We start from the raw sequence: 20,885 nt of genomic DNA, 5'->3' as shown, positions 1-20,885 counted from the left end.
TGGCTACGCCCATTCAGGGCGCTGCCAGGGGCATCGCGCGAAGGTCAGAGCCGCGAATCGGGCTCTTCGGTCTCGGTGCTGGACAGCACCAGCTGGTCCACCGCTTGAGGCTCGGTGGTGTCCGACGCGCCGCTGGCCACAATGGGCTGCACGTAAGCGAACGCGTTCACCATCACGGGGCCCCCATTGCCAGGGTCTGCCGTGTTGTCACCGCCTCCGCCCCCGCCGCAGCCGGTGATGGCCAATGCCGCCACCGAGGTGAGCGCCAGGTGCTGAATCCGAAGGTTTTTTTGCATGGTGTGGCTCCTTCGGATCAGAAGTTCTTGGCACCGGGCAGCGGTGGGTTCACGTAGGGGAAGGCTGTGCGGTAGTCGGTGGCCTTCGTGATCGAGCCATCGACAAATGCAACGCCTCCTGCCGGGGCGTCACCGGGCTTGCAGCCCACCTTGAGTGCGTCCGAGGCACCGGTCACCGTGCACAGCGCACCCATGGCCACACGCAGGGAGACGTCCACCACATCGTCGCCCAGGCGGCGCCCGTTGGGGAAGCCTGCCGCATCGCCGGCGACCACGCCCAGGGAGCTTTGTGCAGCCACTGGCGTGGCCGCAATGCCGGTGTTCAGGCGCAGCATTTCGGCCAGGGGCCCGCCTGCGCCCAGGCCGGTGATGTTTCCGGGGCGGTTCACAGTGGGCAGGCCCGTGAGGAACGCCGTCATCAAATCAGTGCGCGGGAAGTTGGTGGGGGCCTTGGCGCCAAACAGCGTCTCGACCAGCGCGGGCAGCGTGGGGTGTGTCACATAGTCCGCAAAGTTGGCGGCATCGTCCTTGGGCTTGGACGCGTTGAACTTGTCCTTGTCTTTCAGGCCGATCACCACCTCGTTGACCAGCGGCATGCCCAGGCGCGAGACCTGCGTCCATGCGCCACCGGCCTTCTCGCTGGCCTGCAGGCCCGAGTCCGGCTTGCCGTTGAGCAGGCGGGCCTGGCGCAGGCTGGCAGTGGTCCAGCCGCCAATGACCTTCTCGCCCGATGCAGCCGTGAGGCAACTGGTGGGCACTTCCACGGACAGCGAGGTCACGTTCTTGTCGGCAATCTGGCCGGCACCGAAGGCCGCTGCATTCGACTCGCTGGTGATGACCGCAGCGGGCGCATTCACCAGGTCAAAGATGGTGCCCAGCGACACAGGGAACGGGTCCTGCCGCTGGCCCACAAACACCTTGCCGGGCGTGGAGCAGCCGGGGATGTTGATGCCATACACATATTTGCTGGCATAGGCGTCGTAGGCAGCGGCATTGCCCAGGGATTTTTCTCCGATGTAATCGATGGGCTTGGTGAAGGTGGTGCCCCCGCCAGCCATGCTGATCTGCTCGCGCTTGCCGGTGCGGCGGTCACCGCGCACGATGAACATCTCGTACTCTTCGCGGTAGGCCAGCGGGTCGGCCGCCGCGCCGCTGATGCCCCCGGCGTTGCGCAGCGGGATCGCTACCTTCTTGCGGGCACCGTCAGGGCCGATGTCGAGGGTGATGCCGTTGCCACCGTTGTTCAGCGTGTTTTTGAAGCGGAACTGGAAGGTGATGTCCTCCGCCGCGTCGCCATTGTTGTCGATGTGGATCTCATACAGCGCATTTGGGTCCAGGCTGAAGTAGTTGGGGCCGCCATAGGCATCCTGCAGCGGCAGGTAGTTGGCGATCATGGTGACAAAGCCCGCGCGGCCCGGTTCGTAGCTGTTGAACAGGTAGAAATCGGCGCCGTCAACCTTGGGCTGGGTCGTGATGAACGGTGCTTCGCGGTGGCTGGACGCCAGGCTGACGCCCGCTGCGCTGGCTGCCAGGGCAGCCAGCACGGCCAGACTGATTCTTCTCAATGGCATGGAGATCTCCTCGTAGGTGGATAGAGAGGTGCCAAGCACCCCACCACCTATACGGCGAAGAGAACCCTCTGGATTCAGCGGCTGCGACGATTCTTTGTGGAAGGCGTCCCGCCGCCCCATACGGCAATCCCACGCGGCAGCCCGCTGCGTGCCGTTCAGGTGGCTTTGCGGATCAGTGCGCCCTTGAACAGCACCGGCCCGGTCGGGCCTGTGGCGCTGGGTACGCCGCCCAGCGGCTCCAGGCTGATGGCCAGTGTGGGCACTTCCTTCACATCACCTTCCTGGGCCACCAGCTTGAGCAGCTTGTCATGCCCCAGCACACCGAGCGAGCGTGGGCCCTGGCCGGGTGGCAGCGCCCACAGTTGCAGCGACTTGTCCGCCCCCTCCTGAAAGCCGCCCACGCGCTGCAGCACCAGCTGGTTGTTCTTGGGGTCGAAGGTGACCAGCATCGACGCGTCCGCCTTGTCGTCGGCCAGCACGGCCACGTACTGAATCTGGGGTGTGGCCTGCAGTTGCTGCTGCAGCGTGGCAATCTGCGCGCCGGTGGTGGCACGCAGGCCACCATTGACCTGCACGCCGACCACCACGGCAGCCAGTGTGGCGATGGCCCCCGCAGCGGCAGCACCGCGCCACACCAGCAGGTTGCGCCACCAGCCACCGGGGGCCGCAGCAGCCGGGGGCACACGCGCAGCCTGCATGGCCGCCGCAGCCTTGTCGGCCTGCACGAGGTTGTCGATGCGGGTCCACACGGCGGGGGCGGGGTCGATGGCAGGTTGCAGCTCGGTCAGGCCCGACCAGCGGGTCTGCCACACCAGGGCGGCGGCGCGCACGGTGGCGTGTTCGCGTGCCAGTGTTTCAAAGCGGCGGCGGGCGCCGCCGCGCAGCGTGCCCAGGGCATAGCTGGCGGCCAGGCGGTCGAGCAGGTCGGGGTGTTGGGTGATGTTCATGGTGGACCTTCCGTGCTCAGGCGTAACGCGCCATGCAGGTGCGCAGTTGCTCCAGCCCCCGGCGGATCCAGGTCTTCACGGTGCCCAGCGGCAACTTGAGCTGCTCGGCCAGTTCGCCGTGACTCTGGTCACGCAGATAGGCCAGGCTGACCACCTCGCGTTGTTTGTGGTCGAGCTTGCCCAGGCAGTGGTGCAGCGCAAACGACTGCTCGCTGGCATCGGCCGTGTCCATGGGGTTGGGCGAATCGCCCTCCAGCGTCTGGGCCAGCTCGTCGTCCAGCTCGTTCATCAGGTCGGCCCGGTCGCTGCTGCGCTTGCGCAGCGCATCCAGCGCCCGGCTGCGTACGATAAGCCCCATCCACGCCATGGGCGGGCTGAGTGATGCGCGGTAGTTGCCGGCGCCGCGCCAGATGCTCAGGAAGGCCTCCTGCAGCACGTCCTCGGCCACATCGCGGTTGCGCACAATGCGCAAGGCCAGGCCAAAAAGCGGCGACGAGGTGCGCTCGTACAGCCTTTTGAGCGCAGAGTCTTCCTGCGCGGCGATGCGGTCAAGGAGTTCCATCAGTTCACGGTCTGGTTGGGGGGTGCTCATGCGCCCATTCTCTGGGATGGATCGGGTTTCAAGGACTTGCGGGGCTTTGCTGTAGCTGAATACGCCACAAAAGGGAGGATGGATTCACCGGGAACCCAGAAACAACAAAGGCCGCAGCGCGGCCTTTGCAAGGGCGAGTCGGCAAGACTCAGGTCGGATAGGTGCCTGGCAACAGAATGGAGCGGTCCACTGTGTTGATGTTGGTGTGGCCGCAGAACGCCATGGTGATGTCCAGCTCTTTCTGGATGATCTGCAGCGCGCGGGTCACGCCTGCCTCACCAAAGGCCCCCAGGCCATACAGGAAGCTGCGGCCGATCAGCGTGCCCTGCGCGCCCAGCGCACGGGCCTTGAGCACGTCCTGCCCGCTGCGGATGCCGCCGTCCATCCACACCTCGATGTCCTTGCCCGCCGCAGCGGCAATGCCGGGCAGCGCGGCGATGGAGGATGGGGCGCCATCGAGCTGGCGGCCGCCGTGGTTGCTGACGATGAGCGCATCGGCGCCGCTGTTGACGGCCAGGCGCGCGTCTTCGGCGTCCATGATGCCCTTCAAGATCAGCTTGCCGCCCCAGCGCTTCTTGATCCACTCCACATCGCCCCAGTTGAGCTGCGGATCGAACTGTTCGGCCGTCCACGACGACAGCGACGACAAATCGCCCACGCCCTTGGCATGGCCCACGATGTTGCCAAATGAGCGGCGCGGGGTGCCCAGCATGCCGAGGCACCAGCGGGGCTTGGTGGCCAGGTTGATGAGGTTGGCGATGGTGGGGCGGGGCGGGGCCGAGAGGCCGTTCTTGATGTCCTTGTGGCGCTGGCCCAGGATCTGCAGATCCAGCGTGAGCTGCAGCGCCGAGCAGTTGGCGGCCTTGGCGCGGTCGATCAGGCGTTCGATGAAATCGCGGTCGCGCATCACGTACACCTGGAACCAGAACGGGTAGTTGCCCGTGTGCTGGGCCACGTCTTCGATGGAGCAGATGCTCATGGTCGAGAGCGTGAACGGGATGCCGAAGGCCTTGGCCGCCTTGGCACCCAGGATCTCGCCGTCGGCATGCTGCATGCCGGTGAGACCCGTGGGCGCAATGGCCACGGGCATGGCCACGTCCTGGCCGACCATGGTGGTGCGGGTGCTGCGGCCCTCCATGTTCACGGCCACGCGCTGGCGCAGCTTGATGCGCTGAAAGTCGCTTTCGTTGGCACGGTAGGTGCCCTCGGTGTACGAACCCGAATCGGCGTAGTCATAAAACATGCGCGGCACACGGCGCTGGGCAATGACACGCAGGTCTTCAATGCAGGTGATTTTGGACAGATCGGGCACGCGGACACTCCAGAAAGGGGTTGCACAGGGGGCAGACAGGACTGCGCCGAATGGTAGGCACTTGCCTGCGGGTGGGCCATCAAAATTATTTGTGCGGGCTGCAACAAATTTCCAAGGCGGTGGGAGAGCGGGGGCCTTGGAGGGACAAGAATTTCAAGGAAATTGGCTGCTAGCGCTTATTTGGAAAGCGCTAATAGCTATAAAAATTATAGCAAGATCCCACGCCAGAACTCTGGCGGCTTATGGATCCTGCCCAGCCTCCACAGCGGCCAGCACCACCTCGGGCTCGGCGTCCGGGCCCCGGTAGAGCATGAAGCGCATGCGCCCGCCGCGTTTGGCGGCGTACATGGCGCTGTCGGCATGGCGCGAGAGCGCATCGAACGTATCGCCGTGCTGAGGGAAGAGTGCGATGCCGCCGCTCAGCCCCACCTGCAGAAAACGCCCCGCCAGCGCGAAGGGCGCGTCGCACGACGCAAGGATCTTGCGCGCCACTTGGCAGGCGGCCTCGGCGCCGTCCAGCCCCGGCAGCAGCACCACAAACTCATCCCCGCCCTGGCGGCACACGGTGTCGGACGCGCGCACGGCAGCCTTCAGGCGCTGCGCAAACTGCACCAGCAGCAGGTCGCCCACATCGTGGCCCAGGGTATCGTTCACGTCCTTGAAGCCGTCCAGGTCCAGGTACATCACGGCCAGGCACTTGCCGTCGCGGCGGGCCTGCGAGATGGCCAGCTGGGCGCGGTCTTGCAGCAGCACGCGGTTGGGCAGGTCGGTCAGTGCGTCGTACTGGGCCAGGTGGGCCATGCGCTCGGCCATGACCACCGATTCGGTCACGTCGCGCAGTACGGCCACGGCGCCGGTCACCGTGCCATGGCGGTCGGTGATGGGGCTGGCGGTTTCCTCCACCTGAAAGCGCTGACCATTGGTGCGGTGCAACAGCACGCCCCGCACGGGGGGAGTCGCCATGCCGCACTGGATGGCCGCACGCAGCGTGTTGGTCAAAGGCTCATCGTTGTCAGGGCTGCGCAGGCTGACCACCTCGTCCACGGTGTGGCCTGCCGCATCAAACGCCTGCCAGCCCGTCAGGCGTTCTGCCACGGGGTTGAGGTAGGTCACCATGCCCTTCGCGTCCGAGCAGACCACTGCGTCGCCAATGGCTTGCAGCATCAGGCGCACGCGCTCTTTCTCGTCGAACAGCTCGTTCTCCATGTGCTTGCGCTCGGTAATATCCGTCACTTGCACGAAGAGCCCGGTGACCACGCCGCGCGCGTCTGCGTCGGGCAGGTAGGAGACGATACTGTGCCGCGGCTGGCCTTTCGGGTTCTGGTCCGTACGTTCAAAGCGCTGCGGTGCACCCGCCAACGCCAGGTCGTAGTAGGGCTTGCTGGCCGCGTAGCGGGATTCGCTGAGCAGCTCGCTGATATGCCGGCCGCGCACAGGCACCGGGTAGGTGCCGAACTCCTCGAGTGCCGCCCGGTTGGCAAAGCGGTTGTGCATACTGGCATCCCAGTAGGCAATCATCGAAGGCACGTTGTCGAGGATGGTGCGCAGGTCATGCTCAGCCTCGGCCAAACGCGCCGAAACCTGCTGGCGCAGCACCAGCTCACGCACGAACAGCAGCGCCAACCCAAGGCAGCCAGCCATCAACAGCGCAGCGAAACCACCCAGGACCCAGGCACTGCTCCTCCACTTGGCCAAGATGGTGTCGGTGGACTGGGCCACGTTCAGAATCAGCGGGTAGTTGCCCACAGGCCGGAAGGAGTAGAGGCGCTCCACGCCGTCGAGCGCGGCCTTACCGACAAAAGAGCCTGTGCCCTCGGCCTGAAAACGCAGCAGGTTAGGCGTACCAGCGATGGTTTTGCCGACATCAGCATCACCATACGGAAAGCGGGAGATCACCACCCCGTCCCGCCGAAACATGTTGACCCCGCTGTTGGAGCCCAGGTCCAGCGAACCAAACAGTTCGTTGAAATAACTCAGGCGGATAGCGCCGACCACCACCCCGGCAAAGCTGCCGTCTGCATGGAAGTACGGACGAGAAATGGGCAGGATGTTCAGACCCGTCACCCGTGAAGGCACGGGCTTGCCGAAGAACAGCTCCCGCTCGCCCCGCTCACTGAATGCCAGAAAGTAGTCGCGGTCGCCCAAGTTGGTGCGGCGAGGGGTCAGGGAGCCCGAGTCCAGAATGACGTTGCCCTGAGCGTCCAGCACCAGCACATCGCCCGCGCCGCGCGCACGCAGCGAGTTGTCAAACACCACCCGCGCACGCAGGTCGGGGGGCAGCGCCCATACCTCGGGCCGTGCCACCTCGCGGGCCACGCCCTCCAGGGATTTGTCGAACGAGTCCAGCGACCAGGCCAGGCCCTGCTCCATGGTGCGGGCCAGGTTGGAGTTGGTCTGCACCGCGTAGCTCCATTCGTCGTTGCGAATGGTCCAGATGGTGCGGGCAAACAAGGCACCAATGCCCAGAGCCACCAGCAAAGCCAGCCATATGAGGCGGTGAGAGAAAAACTGGCGAAGGGAGGGCATAGGGATAGTTTGTAACTATTTTAAACAGCCGCCTTAACAGGGACTTGGCCCCAAGTCACACCGTATTCCTCGGACTTGTCAGCGTCAATGCGCACCTGCCCGGAGAGGCTGGGCCACCACACCTGCGCCACGCACCTCCAAACGGACCTCGTCCAGCACCTTGCCCTGCGCGTCGGTGAGCTGCACCACATGGCGCCCGGGCCAGGGCAACCAGGCCACCCGAGGGCCTCGGCCCAGGGGTTTGCCATCCAGCCGCCACTGCACCGCATTGCCCGTGGCGGTGAACTGCAGGCGCTGGCGCGCCGGGGGGATGTCGGGGTCCAGCGCAATGATGGTGCCCGGGGCGGGGGCGGTGATGCGCGGGGGCAGACCCGCAGGAGATACGGCCGCATCGGGCGCAGATTTTTTAGCATCATTTTGGCCACTAGCGCTTGATGGGTAAGCGCTAATAGCTACCGAATTAATAGCAAAAAACGCCTGCTGGGTGCCCTGCACAAACCACTCTTCCCGCGCGGCCTCCAGCGGCTGGCCGCCGCCGCGTGGGTCCGGGCTGCCGGGCTGCGGCGCCACGGGCCCAAATTGCACCGCTGTGCGGGCCAGGCCCACGGGGGCCTTGGGGGCGCGGCTGGGCTCGCGGGCATGCAAAAACCCCATCACCGCCGACCAGATGGGTGCCGCGCCGCTGGTGCCGCTCACGTCGTGCATGGCCGCGCCGCTGGCGTTGCCCACCCACACGCCCACGGTGTAGCGCTCTGACCAGCCCACGGCCCAGTTGTCGCGCATGTCCTTGCTGGTGCCGGTTTTCACGGCCGTCCAGAAGCGGGTGGCCAGCACGCTGTCGGTGCCGAAGGTGCGGGCGCGTGCGTTGCCGTCCGAGAGGATGTCGCCCACGATGAAGGCGGCACGGGCGTCCAGCGCAGGGGCAAAGCGCGGCTTGGCAACATCCGAGAGCGCTACAGCACTCGACCGTCCGCCGTTGGCGAGCGTGCGGAAGGCGTTGGTCAGGTGCAGCAGCGGCACCTCGGGGCTGCCCAGCGCCAGGCTGTAGCCAAAATAATCGCCGCTTTCGCGCAGCGGCAAGCCCACGGCGCCGAGCTGGCGGTGGAATGCGTCGGGCGTGACCATCACCAGCGTGCGCACCGCCGGCACATTGAGCGACGCGGCCAGCGCCGTGCGCACCGACACCCAGCCCTTGAACTGCCGGTCGTAGTTCTGCGGGATGTACAGGCCGCTGGCAGTGGTGATCTGCGCGGGCGAATCCTCTACCAGCGAAGCCGCCGTGAGGCGCCGCTCGGCAATCGCCTGCGCGTACAAAAACGGCTTGAGTGTGGAGCCCGGCTGGCGCAGCGCCAGCACACCATCGACCTCGCTGGCCTGGCTCAGTTGCCCTGAAGACCCCACCCAGGCCAGCACCGCGCCCGTGGCGTTGTCGAGCACCAGCACGGCGCCGTCTTCCACCTTGCGCCCGCGCAGCTCGCGCAGGTGCTGCTGCAGGCTCTGCACGGCAAAACGCTGCAGCGGCGCGCGCAGGGTGCTGGACACACGCTCGGGCACTGCGCCGTCTTTGCCAGAGCGCTGGCGAAGCAGGTAGCGGGCGAAGTGCGGCGCCACGCCTTCGCTCGCATCAAATGCGCGGCGCTGCAGGGCGGCGGTGGTGAAGAGGTCCAGCGCATCGCAATCCACACGGGCCAGGGCTGGGGTGGCGCGCTGCGCGGGGCGCGCGCCGCTGGTGGCCTGCATATCGCGCAGCACCCCGCACGCCCGTTGCGCCACCAGCGCGGGCCGGGCATTGGGCGCGCGCACCAGCGCAGCAGCCACCGCCGCCTCGCGGTCGTCCAGCCCGTGCGCGGCCTTGCCAAACAGCGTGCGGCTCAGGGCATCAATGCCCACCAGCTCGCTGCGAAACGGCACGAGGTTGAGGTAGGCCTCCAGGATCTGGTCTTTGCGCCAGCGCCGGTCCAGCACCTGTGCGGCCACCGTCTGCCCCAGCTTTTGAACCACGGTGCGCCCGCCAGGGCCCTGGCGCCAGTCACCGTCCAGCAAACCCGCCAGCTGCATGGTGATGGTGCTGGCCCCGCGCGTGCGCTGATTCCACAGGTTGCCCCAGGCAGCGGCCGATGCGGCGCGCCAGTCCACGCCGCTGTGCTCAAAAAAACGCTTGTCCTCGCTGAGCACCAGGGCCGTGCGCAGGGCGGGCGACACCTCCGCCAAAGGCACCCACTGGCCGCGTCGCACGGTGGCGTCGGTGCGCAGGCGCTGCAGTACCTCGCCTTCGCGGGAGAGGATGAGGGTGTCGGAGGGCTTGAAGTCGGCTCGCACCTCGTCAAACGCCGGAATAGCCCAGGCGGCCGATGCGCTGACTATCCAGAGAGTCCAGCCAGCGTACCAGCGGCGAACGCCGCCCCCCTGGCGCTCAGCCATTGGGATGCTCCCGGTCAAACCGGGTTTCGGCTTCGCTCAGGTGGCGCAGCAGCACGTGCGAAATCAGGTTAACGCCAATGCCACCAAACACCACGGGCAATACATAGAGCGCGATGGACAGCTCGGAGATGAACACCGCGTCGTCGGCCAGCGACGGCGTGGTTTTGGCCAGGGACGCGAGCGACTGCAGCAGGTACACGTCCACCCCTGCGATCAGCACCAGCGCCACACCAAAGCCGAGTACGGCCACGCGGGAGATGGACCGGGTCGCCAGCAGCAACCCGTAAATGCCCGCAGGCAAAACCAGCGAAAACGCCACCAGCACCCAGAACCGCAGTTCCACAAAAACACTGAGGCTCATGGCGTTGTGCTGAAGGGCAGGCTCAAAACGGAAGGTTGCATGGCGCTGCGGTTTACCGAGCCGCCTCCACCTTTACCCGCGCGTTGGGCACCTCGCCAAACATCTCGGGGGCGTACATGGCTTCCACCCGGCTGGGCGGCAAGGCAAAGTCACCCACGTTGTTCAGGCGCACGGTGTATTCCATCTTGACCGTGCCCTTGGGCAGGTATTCGTAGTAGCTGCGGAAGGCCTCGAAGCTGCGCTCCTCGAACGCGGGCCAGCCCGCGCCGCTGCGCTTCTCGCCTTGGGTGGCGATCTGCGAATCCCGGCCCAGGCCGCTGCCCAGGATGGTGGCACCGCCCGGAATCGGGTCGGTGATGGCCACCCAGGTCATGTCGGCGCTGGCGTTCACCTCCAGCGTCACACGCAGCACGTCGCCGCGCGTGTACTGGCCTGCGGGCAGTGACTTGTTGGCCTGCTCCACGGGTGTCACGGTCTTGGTGATGGCATATCCCGCAGCAAAGGGCGCCTTGAGCTGGATGGCGGCGACGGATTGCAGGGTGAGCCACGGCTTGCCAGGCCCTTGGTGGGTCACCGCCAGGTTCTCCTTGCCACCCGCTTTGCCCCAGGCCAGGAACATGTCGTTGTTCTTGAGGTTGCCGGGCGATGCGGGCGCGCCGAACCAGGTGGTCTGGTGTGCGGCGCCCGTGGCGTCACTGGCCTTCAAGCGTTCGACCTTGCTCCAGTCCACGCTGGCGGTGTTGCCAGACATCGCGGCTTTGGTGGTGCCCGAGACTGGCACGGCCTCGAACTTGGCGCTGAATTTTTCCAGCGCCAGCCCGCCCCACAGATTGGCGGTGGTGGTGTGCCAGGCGCCCGCCTGCTGGCGGCTGATGAAGCCGTTGGCGAGGCGGCCCATGTCGTCCTTCCAGGTGGGGTCGTCCATCACCGCGAGCATCAGGCGCGCGGTGTTCACGTCGCCGTTTTGCATCAGCCACCACCAGTAGTCGTCCTGCTCGGTGCTGAAGATGAGCTTGGTGCCCTGGAACGACAGTCGGCTGCGCAGGATCTGCATGGCCTCGGCCAGGCGCTGGTCGCGCTGCGGCACATCGGCCACGCGCTTCAAGACGTTGACCCAGTCGATCACCGTGTGCGTGGGCCACTGGTTGGGCGCGATGGTGATGCTGCTGACCATGCGGCCCTGGGCCTTGCCGTAGCGCGAGAGGGCTTCGAGCGCGGCCACCTTGCGCATGTCCAAGTCCTTGCGGGGGCTCCAGAAGCTGCGCTGGATGCGGCCTTCCACAAACGCGATCAGGCCACGCTCCATGGGCGCGCGGGCGGCGTCGGGCAATGCAAACGCGGGGTTGATGCTGGCGGCCTCGTGCGTAGCGGCCAGCACGTAGGCCGTCAGCGTGTCGCTGCCCCGGTTGCCATCCCCATCGCGCGGTGGGAAGTAGTTGGCCAGGCCGTCGCTGTCGAGGTAGGTGGGCAACTGCGCCACCACGGTCTGCCACAGCGCGCCGTCGCGCAGGCCCACGGCCTTGCTGGTCTTTTGCTCCAGGCAGGCAAAGGGGTAGCGGGCCCACCAGTCGCGCACGCCCGGCAGGCCTTCGGCCAATTTGGGCTGCAGCGACATCTTGAGGCCGCCCCGGCCGGGGATGGCGTCCGCTGGCGGGTTCACATCCAGGTTGAAACTGCCGTCCACCTGCACCAGCGTGGCCTGCTGCACCGTGAGTGGCACAGCCGGGATGATGCGCTGGCGGGCCTTGAGCGCATCGCGCGCGCCGCCCACCGTGTCCTTCGCCTCGATCTCCCACAGGATGGTCTCGGCGCGGGTCTGCGCCAGTTGCGCTGGCGCCGTCACGTTCCACGCGACCTCACGCGCTTCCTCCGGCGGGATGTCGATGGTCTGCGGCTTCAAGTCCAGCAGCGTGGCGCGCGGCGATACCTCCACCTTCATCGCCGTCTTGGTGGTGTTGCGCAGCGTGATCTGGGCGCGGAACTGGTCGTCCTCGCGCACCAGTGGCGGCAGGCCGCTGATGATCTGCAAGTCCTGCGTGGCGCGGATGCTGGTGCTGCCGGTGCCGAAGAGGCCGGTGGACGCATCGGCCACGGCCACGACCTTGAAGGTGGTGAGTGCGTCGTTCAGCGGCACCGTCACCTTGGCCTGGCCGTTGGCGTCGAGCTGGATGGAGGGCTCCCACAGCAGCAGCGTGTCGAGCAGCTCACGCGTCTGCGCGCGTCCCCCGCCACCGCCTGCAGGCACGGCCTTTTTGCCGTAGTGGCGGCGGCCGATGATTTCCATCTGCGCGGTCGATGTCTCCACGCCCCAGCTGCGCCGCTGCAGCATGGCTTCGAGCAGGTTCCAGCTGGTGTTGGGCATCAGCTCCAGCAGGGCCTGGTCCACAGCGGCCAGGGCCACCTCGGCATTGGCAGCGGGCTTGCCGCCCGGCAGGGTCGCGGTGATGGTGACCTGGGCCTTGCCGCGCACGGCGTAGCTTTCCTTGTCCGTGGTCACCTTCACGTCGATCTGGTGGGCCGCTGTGCCCACGCGAATCTCGGCCATGCCCAGACGGAACGCGGGTTTGGACAAGTCCACCAGTGCCGTGGGCGCTTGATATTCCTTGCCTTCGTACCAGAAGGACGTCCACCACTCGCGCGGCGCCTTGAAGCCCCAGGTAAAGAAGCTGTACCACGGTACCTCGCGCAGGCGGCCGCGCAGGGCCAGCACGCTCACGTACACATTGGGGCCCCAGTCAGGCTGCACCTTCAGGCTCACCGTGGGGTCTTGTCCGTTGAGCTGCACCACCTGGGTGTCGATGATGCCTTCGCGCTCCACGGCCACCAGGGCCGTGGCAAAACGGAACGGCATGCGCACCTGGAACTTGGCGATCTCGCCGGGCTGGTAGCTTTTCTTTTCGGGCAGCAGGTCGATGCGGTCGTGGTCTTCACCGCCAAACCACAGCTCGCCCTGGCGCGTCACCCATACGGAGGATGCAGCCACGCTGGTGTTGCCGTCCTTGTCGGTGGCGGTCACCACCAGTTCCACCTCGCCGGGCTCGTCGAGCTTGGATTCGCACAGCAGCAGGCCGCGTGCGTCGCTCTTGCCGCTGCACAGCGTGCCCAGGTCTTTGGTTTCGGTCTGGTTGTCGTAGCTGTAGAAGCCGCCCACCATGCGCTTGCGTGTGCTGGTGGTGATGCGGGCAATGGCCTGCACCTGCAGCGAGGTGTCGGCGGCGGGTTTGCCGTTGTGCTGCAAGGCCAGCGCCTGGTAGCGGATCTTCTGTCGGGCAGACACCCAGCCCTCGGTCTTGATGCCCGCCACCACACCGGCGGGCCACAGCGCTTGCGTGCTGCGGATGGTCTGCACCTCGCCATTGGGGTCGGCGTAGGTGGCTTCCAGCAGCAGCTCCTGCGGTTGGCGGGTCTGGGGTACGTTGTCGATGGTGACCTTGCCCGCACCGTCCTTGTTCAGCGTGAGCGGCAGCTTGTCGGCAATCACGCGTGCATCCTGGCGGGCCGCAGCTTCTTCGTCGTCACTGTTCGCACTTTCCTGCTCGCGCTTGCGGGGTGGTGTGAAGCGGAAGGCCTCGTAGTCGCTGTACTGCAGCGCCTTGCCGCGCACCATGGCCGACACGCGCACCGGCAGGTTGGCGGCCCCGCCGCCCGCCACGTAGTTGATCTGCACATCGGTGGGCACCGAGCGCACGCGCACCAGGGCCTTCTTCTCGACCGGGGTGATGCGCCCCTCCAGCACGGGCAGGCGGAACTCCTCCACCCGGAACTCGCCGGAGCCGAAGCTGCGTTCATCACCGGAATCCTTGCGCAGCTCCACCTGGTACACCCCCAGCTTGGCGGCGGGCGGGATGGCGAAGCTGTTCAGCGCACTGAGGCCACCCGTGGCAGTGTCGCGCCAGGCGACGGGCTGGGTGAACTGCTGGCCACTGCCCACATGGGTGATGACCAGGGTTTCGGGCCGTTCCTTGGGCAGCGCAAAACCCTGGCGGGTTTCCGAGCGCAGCACGTGTTTCATCGACACGGTCTCGCCCGCGCGGAACAAGGTGCGGTCAAAAATGGTGTGGGCGCGTTCGCTGGGGCGCGGGTCGCTGCTGGTGGGCACGTTGAAGCGCCAGGGCTCGATGCCGCGCTGCCAGTCACTCCAGGTAAAAGCCATGTCCTCCACGCCGCCCTCGTCCTTGTGGCGCGCGCTCACGAAGTAGGCGTTGCCGCCGTCGCCGTAGTCGCCGCCATCGCCGCAGCGGGTGGGGTCGGACGACAGGCCTTCGATGCGGGCCACGCCCTGGGCATCGGTCAGCGCGTTGGCCAGCTCATTGCCCTTGCAGTCGCTCACACGCACCGTGGCGCCCTGCACCGGCTGGCCCTTGTCCAGCGTGGTCACCCAGGCCATGGCGTTTTCGCGGCCGAGCTTGAAATGCACGCCCAGGTTGGTCACCAGGGCCGAGGTGCGCACGACCATCGTGCGGGCGTCCCCGTGGCGCTCATCCAGCAGCGAAGCGCCGAGCTTTTGCGAGGCGATCTCCACCACATGGAAGCCGGGTGGCAGCGGAATGCCCACCACCTCGAACGGGCGCGGGTCGTTGCTCGCTGGCTTGGGCAAGTCCAGCGTCTTCACGCCACCCTTGCCCGCCAGCAGCGAAAGCATGCGCGACTGCACATACTCCTTGTCTTCGTCCAGCACCTTGGGCAGCGGTCCGGTCACGTCGCGCCGCGCCTGCTTGCGATCCACCACGTAGCTGTCGTAGCGCTGCACCTTCTTGAACCACGCAATGATGTCGGCGTCGGTGCGCGGCTTGAGCGTGCTCACGGTGCCCGGCTGCAGTCCCTGCACGCGCAAAGCGGCTTCCACGTTGCGCAGTGTCACGGGCAACAGCGCTGGGGGGTTGTCAGAGCGCGGGCCTTCGGCAAAACGCTCGACGATGCCAAAAGGCGCGGCCGCAAACTTGGCCAGGGGCGGCATGCCGCCGGTGGCCACCTTGAGCGGGAAGTTGTCTGCGTTGCGCAGCGGGCGGCCCGAGGCGTCCTTGAAGTCCTTGGGCAACTCCAGTGTGAAGGCCGTGTTTTCGGCCAGGGGCGCCGCAAACTGCACGCTGTTGACCAGCGCATCCCCCTTTTGGCCCTCGATGCCGCCATCGGTTTGGGGCTTCAGGGTTTCCTTGGCGGACTTGAGGCGAATGGCGGTGGCCAGGCTGCGCGGCACCGGGGCGTTGAAGGACAGCTGCATCGGCCGGATGGGCAGGCACGCCGCCTGCGCGTTCTCGCGCTCGCAGCTGAACTCGGCCGCAAACGGCTCGCGCACCTTGAAGTCAAAGCGCTTCTCCACCGTGTTGGCCACGCCGCTGGGTGTGGCCACGCCCTTGCCAAACACGATCTGCATGCGCGAGCCCGAGGTGAACCGCCGGTTGCAGGCCAGCGTGGCGTACTGCAGGGGGTCTTTCGCCGCGCTTTTTTCTAGGCCCAACGTCTTCAATATTTCGGCGCGCTGCGCGCCTTCAATCAGCCGCACCGGCACGCGCTCGCCCACGCCTTCCACCGTGCACCACACATTGGCCTGAACGCTGGCGGTGGTGGCGGGCCCGTTGAACTGCAGCACGAAGAACTGCTCTTCGTCGATGGCCTGGTAGGGGTTGGGGCGGATGGTCTGCACAAACGGCCCGCCGCTATTGAATTGATAGCTTTTGGTGCCCGTCAGATCAGCGCCAGAGGCCGATTTGAACCCGGGTTTGACCGTTGCGGTGCAGCGCACGCCGGGTGGCAGGTCACTTTCAAAGTCGAAAACCCACTCGCGCTCGCCTGTCCAGCGGCCCGTGCCCTTGGTGGCGCTGGCATCGCTGCAGCTCAGGTTGATGGGCGCGGGCGCCTTGGGGTCGCCGAAGTTGACGGCCGCCGCATCGAACTTGGCCACCACTTGCCGCACCCGGGCCACTTCGCCCTGCGGTGAAAAACTGGTGATCTGCAGGGCGTGTGCGCCCATCGAAACCAAAGCCCCCGACAACAACACCAGGGCACGTTGCAAGACATTCATTTTTGACATCCCTCTATCCGACTCGACCGCGAGGGTAGCCGATATGCCGGGGACCGCCCCCTGCTGCGATGACACGGAAGGTAACAACTCGTTCGCAGCCCCCGCGCGCCAAGGCTGGCGGGCAGTGCGCACAAACCCCACCGGTATACTGCGCCGCAAAATAAAGCGGGAGAGAGGGAATCATGAAAAAGATCGTCTTGTTGGCGGCCTTGTGCGCGGGCGCCTGGTATTACTTTGTCGGCGGGCGCACATTGGACGAAAAAATGGTGCGCGCCTACTACGACCAGAGCGCGCACGCTCTCTACAAGCGAGACGCTGAGCTGATGTGCAAACAGCTCAGCAGCAAGGCCATCATCCAGGACGAGACGGTGATGAACGGCCAGACGCAGCGCAGCACACTCAACCACGACCAGCAGTGCGAGGCCTTCAAGGCCAGCATGCAGATGTTCGAGCAGATCGGTGACCGCATGGGCGGCATCCTGACGGTCGAGTTCGAATTCCACATCGACAGCATAGAGATCGAACCGGGCCGCAAAAGCGCCAAGGTCAAAGGCACCAGCCTGCTGAAGATGGGAGAAACCGTCATGCAGTTCAGCTCCACCTTCAACGAGCAACTCGTGCGCGAAATGGGGCAAATGAAGCTCCTGCGCTCCGACCAGCGCACCGTGGTGCGCATGGCGGGCGGGCGCGGGATGTCGCAGTCCGACTTCTTCTCCAAATAAGCCCGGGGCACCCCATGCAGCGCGAAACCGCAAAGACGCCCCGTCCGTTCTGGCACCAGATCAACACCTTTTTCGCGTTTCCGCTGCAACCCAAGCCGCTGATGTACAGCGTGCTGCTGGCGCTCTCCAGCTTGCTGTTCAAGCTGATCTTCTTTGTGCCCGACGCCCTGGGCATCCTGATTGTGGAGATCGGCATCCTGCTGGCCGTATCGCGCTACGGATTCAAAGTCACGGCCCTGGGCTCGCGCGGCATCTACAAGGCCGAAGACTACCCTTCCGAGCTGGACCCGGACTGGAAGAACCTTCCCTGGAAGCTGTTCGCCATCCTGATCGTGCAAGCCATGGCCGTGGGCTGGCTGCAGCGCCTGAACCCCGTGCTGGGCACGCTGGCCTGGCTGGCCATGTGTTTCCTGCTGCCCGCCACGCAGATCGTGCTGGTGCAGACCTGCAGCTTTACCGAAACCCTGAACCCCGCCAACGCCTGGAACGCCGTGCGCACCATTGGCTGGCCCTACCTGCTGCTGTGCCTGTTCCTCTTCCTGCTGAGCCAGGGCACCTTCATTGCGCTGGGCATGCTGGTGCCCATCTTCAAGGGCTGGATCCTGCTGCCCATCGTCAACTGGCTGCTGATCTATTTCAGCTGGGTCATGGCCAGCCTGCTGGGCTACGCGATGTACCAGAACCATGCAGCCTTTGGCATTGACCTGCTGCCCGGCGCGGGCCTGGACGACGACGGCGCCCCTGTGGACCGCCGCAGCCCCCGCCAGATCGAGCAAGACGCCACCGACGCACACGTGGCCGCGCTGATCACTGCGGGCGACATGGTCGGCGCCCTGGGCGTAGCCTACGAAGACCAGCGCACCCGCAGCGACGAAGTGCCCGCACAGCGCCGTTACCACCGTGTGCTGACGCTGGCCGAAGGCAAAACCGCCACCCTGCTGGACCATGCCCAGCGCTACATCCCGCTGCTGCTGCGCTCGGGCCAGGGCGGCGAAGCGCTCAAGGTCTTTCAAACCTGCCGGGCCAAGGACGCCCAGTTTGCGCTGCAGGACGCCAACGCCACCCTCAACCTGGCCAAAGCCGCCTGGAATGCCAACAACGCCAAAGACGCGCTGGCCCTGCTGCAGGGCTTTGACCGCCGCTTCAAAAACCACGACAGCGTGCCCGCCGCCTATGAACTGGTGGCCCGCGTGCTGCTGCAAGGCATGAACCGCGCCGACATGGCCCTGCGCGTGCTGGCCACGCTGGAGTCCCGCCACCCGGACACCGAGGCCACGCGGGAAACGCGGTGGCTGCTGCGCAACCATGTGCCGCAGGGGGCTGCGGGGGGTTAAGGATGACCTGCATAACCCTCGCGAGGCGGTGGTAGTGCGGATCGGGATGGGGCACAAGGCGTCTTTTTGCAGCCAATAGCCGGGCTATTGGCAAGAAAAGCAACGCAGTGGCCCGCCCGAGACCGCGCTATTACAGACCGCAGGGAGTTATGCAGGTCATCCTTAAGGGGTTTTGGGGATTTCTGCGCCCTGGCGCTTATCCATAAAGCGCGAGATGCTATGGTATTGATAGTGATTGCCGAGTGTTCCATGAACCGGCCGGGCCTCTTCTCTGAACAGGCATGCCTCACACACCAGCAAGCCAGCATGCCAGCCCAGGCTTCGGCAAGTTCGGCCCGAGCGGGTGGGGCAAAACCCCAACGTCCACTACAAAAATAGTAGCTTCTAGCACTTGATGAATAAGCGCTAGCGGCCTAAAACATCAAAAAATCCAAGACCAAACATCACCCCGGCATCCGCAACCCCGAAGACACCGAAGGCACGTTCGACGGCCGATGCTGCGACCCCTGTGGCTGCTCCACCCGCACCAGATGCGCGTCCGCAACTCCACCGTTCAGCCCCACCTCCCCACTCGCCGGTGCATGGCCCGCGCCCGCCCCGGCGCCCCCCGCCTTGGCAAGGGCACCAGGGGCTGTCAAAAACAGGTACAGCGCCTTCGCATCCACATCACTCAACTGCCCCAGCGACTCAAACGGCATCACCTGGATCGGTGTGCCATCCGGCCGCTTGCCAGTGCGCAGCATCGCCACAAAGCTGGCGGCATTGGGGTAGCGGGCCATGGCGCTGTTGGCGCCGGGGCGGATGTCGGCAGCGGCGGGCCAGTCCGGCGGGCCGCCCGGGATCTTGCCGCCCGACAGGTCTGCGCCGTGGCAGCCGATGCACATGTTGGCCACATACTGGCCGTTGGCCACCGTCACACCCGCAGGCACGGGGCGCGATGGCGCCAGCTGGTGGTCGATGCGCGCGGCTGCGTCGGGGATGGCGCCCAGACCGTACAGCACCCAGGCAGGGCGGGGCAGTTCCACCACGGCCTGCGTGCCCTCCTGCGGCTTGAACTGGCGCACGTAAGACACCAGGGCATTCAGGTCGTCGTTGGTAAAACGGTTGTAGTCCTCGCTGGGCATCACCAGCAGCGGGCGGCCATTGGGCTTGACGCCGTGGCGGATCACGCTGTTCCAGTCTTCGGGCTGGTAGCGGGCCACCACGCCAGCGGGGGTGATGTTGGGGCCCACGATGCGCGTGCCCTTGCCATCGTTCACAAACTCGCGGCCCGTGCCTTGCGCGCCGTGGCAGTCGGTGCAGCCGCGCGACGCATACAGGTACCGCCCGCGCTCAATGGTCTGCGCGTCGGTGGTGTAGGCCACGGGGCGCGGCTTGATGTCGATGTAGCGGTTTCGCTTTTGCTCGGCCAGGTACAGGCCGCTGGTGGCTGTGGCCACAACGACCACGCCCAGCAGCAGCGCGCCGCCTGCGGTCCATTTGATCCAGCGTTTCATGGTGGTATCCCTCTTCTTCGAATGAATGGCAACTGAACGAATCAGCGTGTTCAGGCGCCGGATTCTGGATTCGAAGAAGCGGTTTGTGACACCCTCCTGCCGCAGGGCGTGGCGCAGCCGGTGACATTTGTCACAAACGCGCCGCCAGTGTGGTGCGGCGCGCGTCAACGGCCCCGTTGCTCAGCGCTCGATGGTCTTGTTCCAGCGCGTGTTCCAGGCTGGGCGGTTGGCGTTGACGCTGTCCCAGTCCAGGGTCACGGCGTTTTTCATCCACTGGTTGATCTTGGCCACCTGCTCGGCGCCTTCACCCACGGCCGGGGCCTTGGGGTTGGTGGGGATCTGCGCGCCAAACTGCAGCACGTTGGCCTGCGCCAGGGGGCTCAGCAGAAATTCGGCCAGTTTTTGCGCCAGCTCGGGCTCGCTGTTCTTGGCGATCACGCACTGGCCTGTCATCAGCACCACCGAGCCTTCCTTGGGCTGGGCGTATTCCACCGGAATGCCCTTGGATTTGAGCGCAGCCACGGCCGTGGGCGTGAGCGGGAAGATCGCAGCCTCGCCCGTTTGCACCATCTCCGAAATCTTGGCCGAGCTCGGGATGTACTCCAGCACGTTCGGGCCGATGGTCTTGGCCCAGTTGGCAAAGCCGGGTTCCACGTTCTTGTCGTTGCCGCCCTGGATGCGGTTGAACATCAAGAAGCCGTGCAGTCCGAACGATGAGGAGGGCATCGACTGGAACACCACCTTGCCCTTGTACTTGGGGTCGGCAAAGTCCATCCACGAGGTGGGTGCGGCCCAGCCCTTTTCGGCAAACATCTTGGTGTTGTAGGCGATGCCCGTCATACCCACGCTGACTCCGCTGGCCAGGTCGTCCTTGAAGCGCGCGGCGGGGTAGATGTCGTTCAGATGCTGGTTGGGCTTTTGCTTTTCGCACAGGCCCATGCCCATGGCGCGCACCATGATGCCGTCGTCCAGAAACATCACGTGCATCTGGGGCTTGTCCTTGTTGGCCTGGGCCTTCGCCAGGATGTCCGAGGACGTGCCGGGCACCACCACCACTTTCACACCATGCAGCTTTTCAAACGCCGGGAACACGTACTGCGTGTACGCCTTCTCCATGGTGCCGCCGTTCATGCCGATGTACAGCGTCTTGGTCTGCGCGGTGGCGGTGCCTGTGGCGGCCACGGCGGTCAGTGCAGCGGCCGTCACAAGGGCGCGGCGGGTGCGGCTGGCAAAGCGGGGGGAGAAGGTCATGGTGGTTTCCTTTCTGGTGGGGAGGGGAGTTTTT

At 65.8% G+C, this 20,885-nt stretch carries 13 protein-coding genes; 2 read left to right on the top strand and 11 right to left on the bottom strand.

Annotated elements, in window-relative coordinates:
* Positions 1-44 precede the first annotated feature (44 nt).
* The 9 genes from ACSQ22_RS06940 to ACSQ22_RS06900 all read right to left on the bottom strand — a co-directional run bounded on the left by ACSQ22_RS06940 (position 45) and on the right by ACSQ22_RS06900 (position 16,048).
* Positions 45-296 carry a hypothetical protein gene (locus tag ACSQ22_RS06940; RefSeq protein ID WP_218300515.1) on the bottom strand — a complete coding sequence of 84 codons (252 nt, stop codon included), beginning with the start codon at positions 294-296 and terminating at the stop codon, positions 45-47.
* Between the two features lie 17 nt (positions 297-313).
* On the bottom strand, positions 314-1,867 hold the full coding sequence (locus ACSQ22_RS06935; RefSeq protein ID WP_436129836.1) for a DUF4331 domain-containing protein: 1,554 nt from the start codon (positions 1,865-1,867) through the stop codon (positions 314-316).
* Positions 1,868-2,022: 155 nt separating this feature from the next.
* Entirely contained in the window at positions 2,023-2,814 is a 792-nt protein-coding gene (locus tag ACSQ22_RS06930; protein ID WP_121420811.1) for an anti-sigma factor, read from the bottom strand.
* Positions 2,815-2,830: 16 nt separating this feature from the next.
* Entirely contained in the window at positions 2,831-3,406 is a 576-nt protein-coding gene (locus ACSQ22_RS06925; protein WP_121420810.1) for an RNA polymerase sigma factor, read from the bottom strand.
* Between the two features lie 148 nt (positions 3,407-3,554).
* Positions 3,555-4,718 (bottom strand): alpha-hydroxy acid oxidase, encoded by a 1,164-nt coding sequence (locus ACSQ22_RS06920; RefSeq protein ID WP_121420809.1) that lies wholly within the window; start codon positions 4,716-4,718, stop codon positions 3,555-3,557.
* A gap of 240 nt (positions 4,719-4,958) precedes the next feature.
* Complete coding sequence (locus ACSQ22_RS06915) at positions 4,959-7,244, bottom strand: bifunctional diguanylate cyclase/phosphodiesterase (protein WP_055400615.1); 2,286 nt, start codon at positions 7,242-7,244, stop codon at positions 4,959-4,961.
* Between the two features lie 84 nt (positions 7,245-7,328).
* A complete protein-coding gene (gene pbpC, locus ACSQ22_RS06910; RefSeq protein WP_436129835.1) occupies positions 7,329-9,665 on the bottom strand; it encodes a penicillin-binding protein 1C in 2,337 nt (778 codons plus the stop codon).
* Positions 9,658-10,026 (bottom strand): hypothetical protein, encoded by a 369-nt coding sequence (locus ACSQ22_RS06905; RefSeq protein WP_055400618.1) that lies wholly within the window; start codon positions 10,024-10,026, stop codon positions 9,658-9,660. Before ACSQ22_RS06905 ends, pbpC begins: the two co-directional genes overlap by 8 nt.
* Positions 10,027-10,078: 52 nt before the next feature.
* Positions 10,079-16,048, bottom strand: coding sequence for an MG2 domain-containing protein (locus ACSQ22_RS06900; protein ID WP_436129834.1), 5,970 nt, complete (start codon positions 16,046-16,048; stop codon positions 10,079-10,081).
* 182 nt (positions 16,049-16,230) lie between these two features.
* Between ACSQ22_RS06900 and ACSQ22_RS06895 the strand changes: the two genes are divergently transcribed.
* Together ACSQ22_RS06895 and ACSQ22_RS06890 are read left to right on the top strand one after the other, a co-directional pair.
* Entirely contained in the window at positions 16,231-16,770 is a 540-nt protein-coding gene (locus ACSQ22_RS06895; protein ID WP_055400622.1) for a hypothetical protein, read from the top strand.
* Positions 16,771-16,784: 14 nt separating this feature from the next.
* Positions 16,785-18,104, top strand: a complete 1,320-nt coding sequence (locus tag ACSQ22_RS06890) for a tetratricopeptide repeat protein (protein ID WP_436129833.1) — start codon at positions 16,785-16,787, stop codon at positions 18,102-18,104.
* A 443-nt stretch (positions 18,105-18,547) separates the two neighbouring features.
* Here the strand turns inward: ACSQ22_RS06890 and ACSQ22_RS06885 are convergent, their stop codons facing one another.
* Complete coding sequence (locus tag ACSQ22_RS06885; protein WP_436129832.1) at positions 18,548-19,600, bottom strand: c-type cytochrome; 1,053 nt, start codon at positions 19,598-19,600, stop codon at positions 18,548-18,550.
* Positions 19,601-19,780: 180 nt separating this feature from the next.
* Complete coding sequence (locus ACSQ22_RS06880) at positions 19,781-20,851, bottom strand: ABC transporter substrate-binding protein (RefSeq protein ID WP_288850896.1); 1,071 nt, start codon at positions 20,849-20,851, stop codon at positions 19,781-19,783.
* Between the last annotated feature and the right edge of the window lie 34 nt (positions 20,852-20,885).

The organism is Acidovorax sp. LjRoot38 (assembly GCF_964252975.1).
Taxonomy (GTDB): Bacteria; Pseudomonadota; Gammaproteobacteria; order Burkholderiales; family Burkholderiaceae_C; genus Acidovorax; species Acidovorax facilis.
This window is presented reverse-complemented; position numbering and strand designations above follow the sequence as displayed.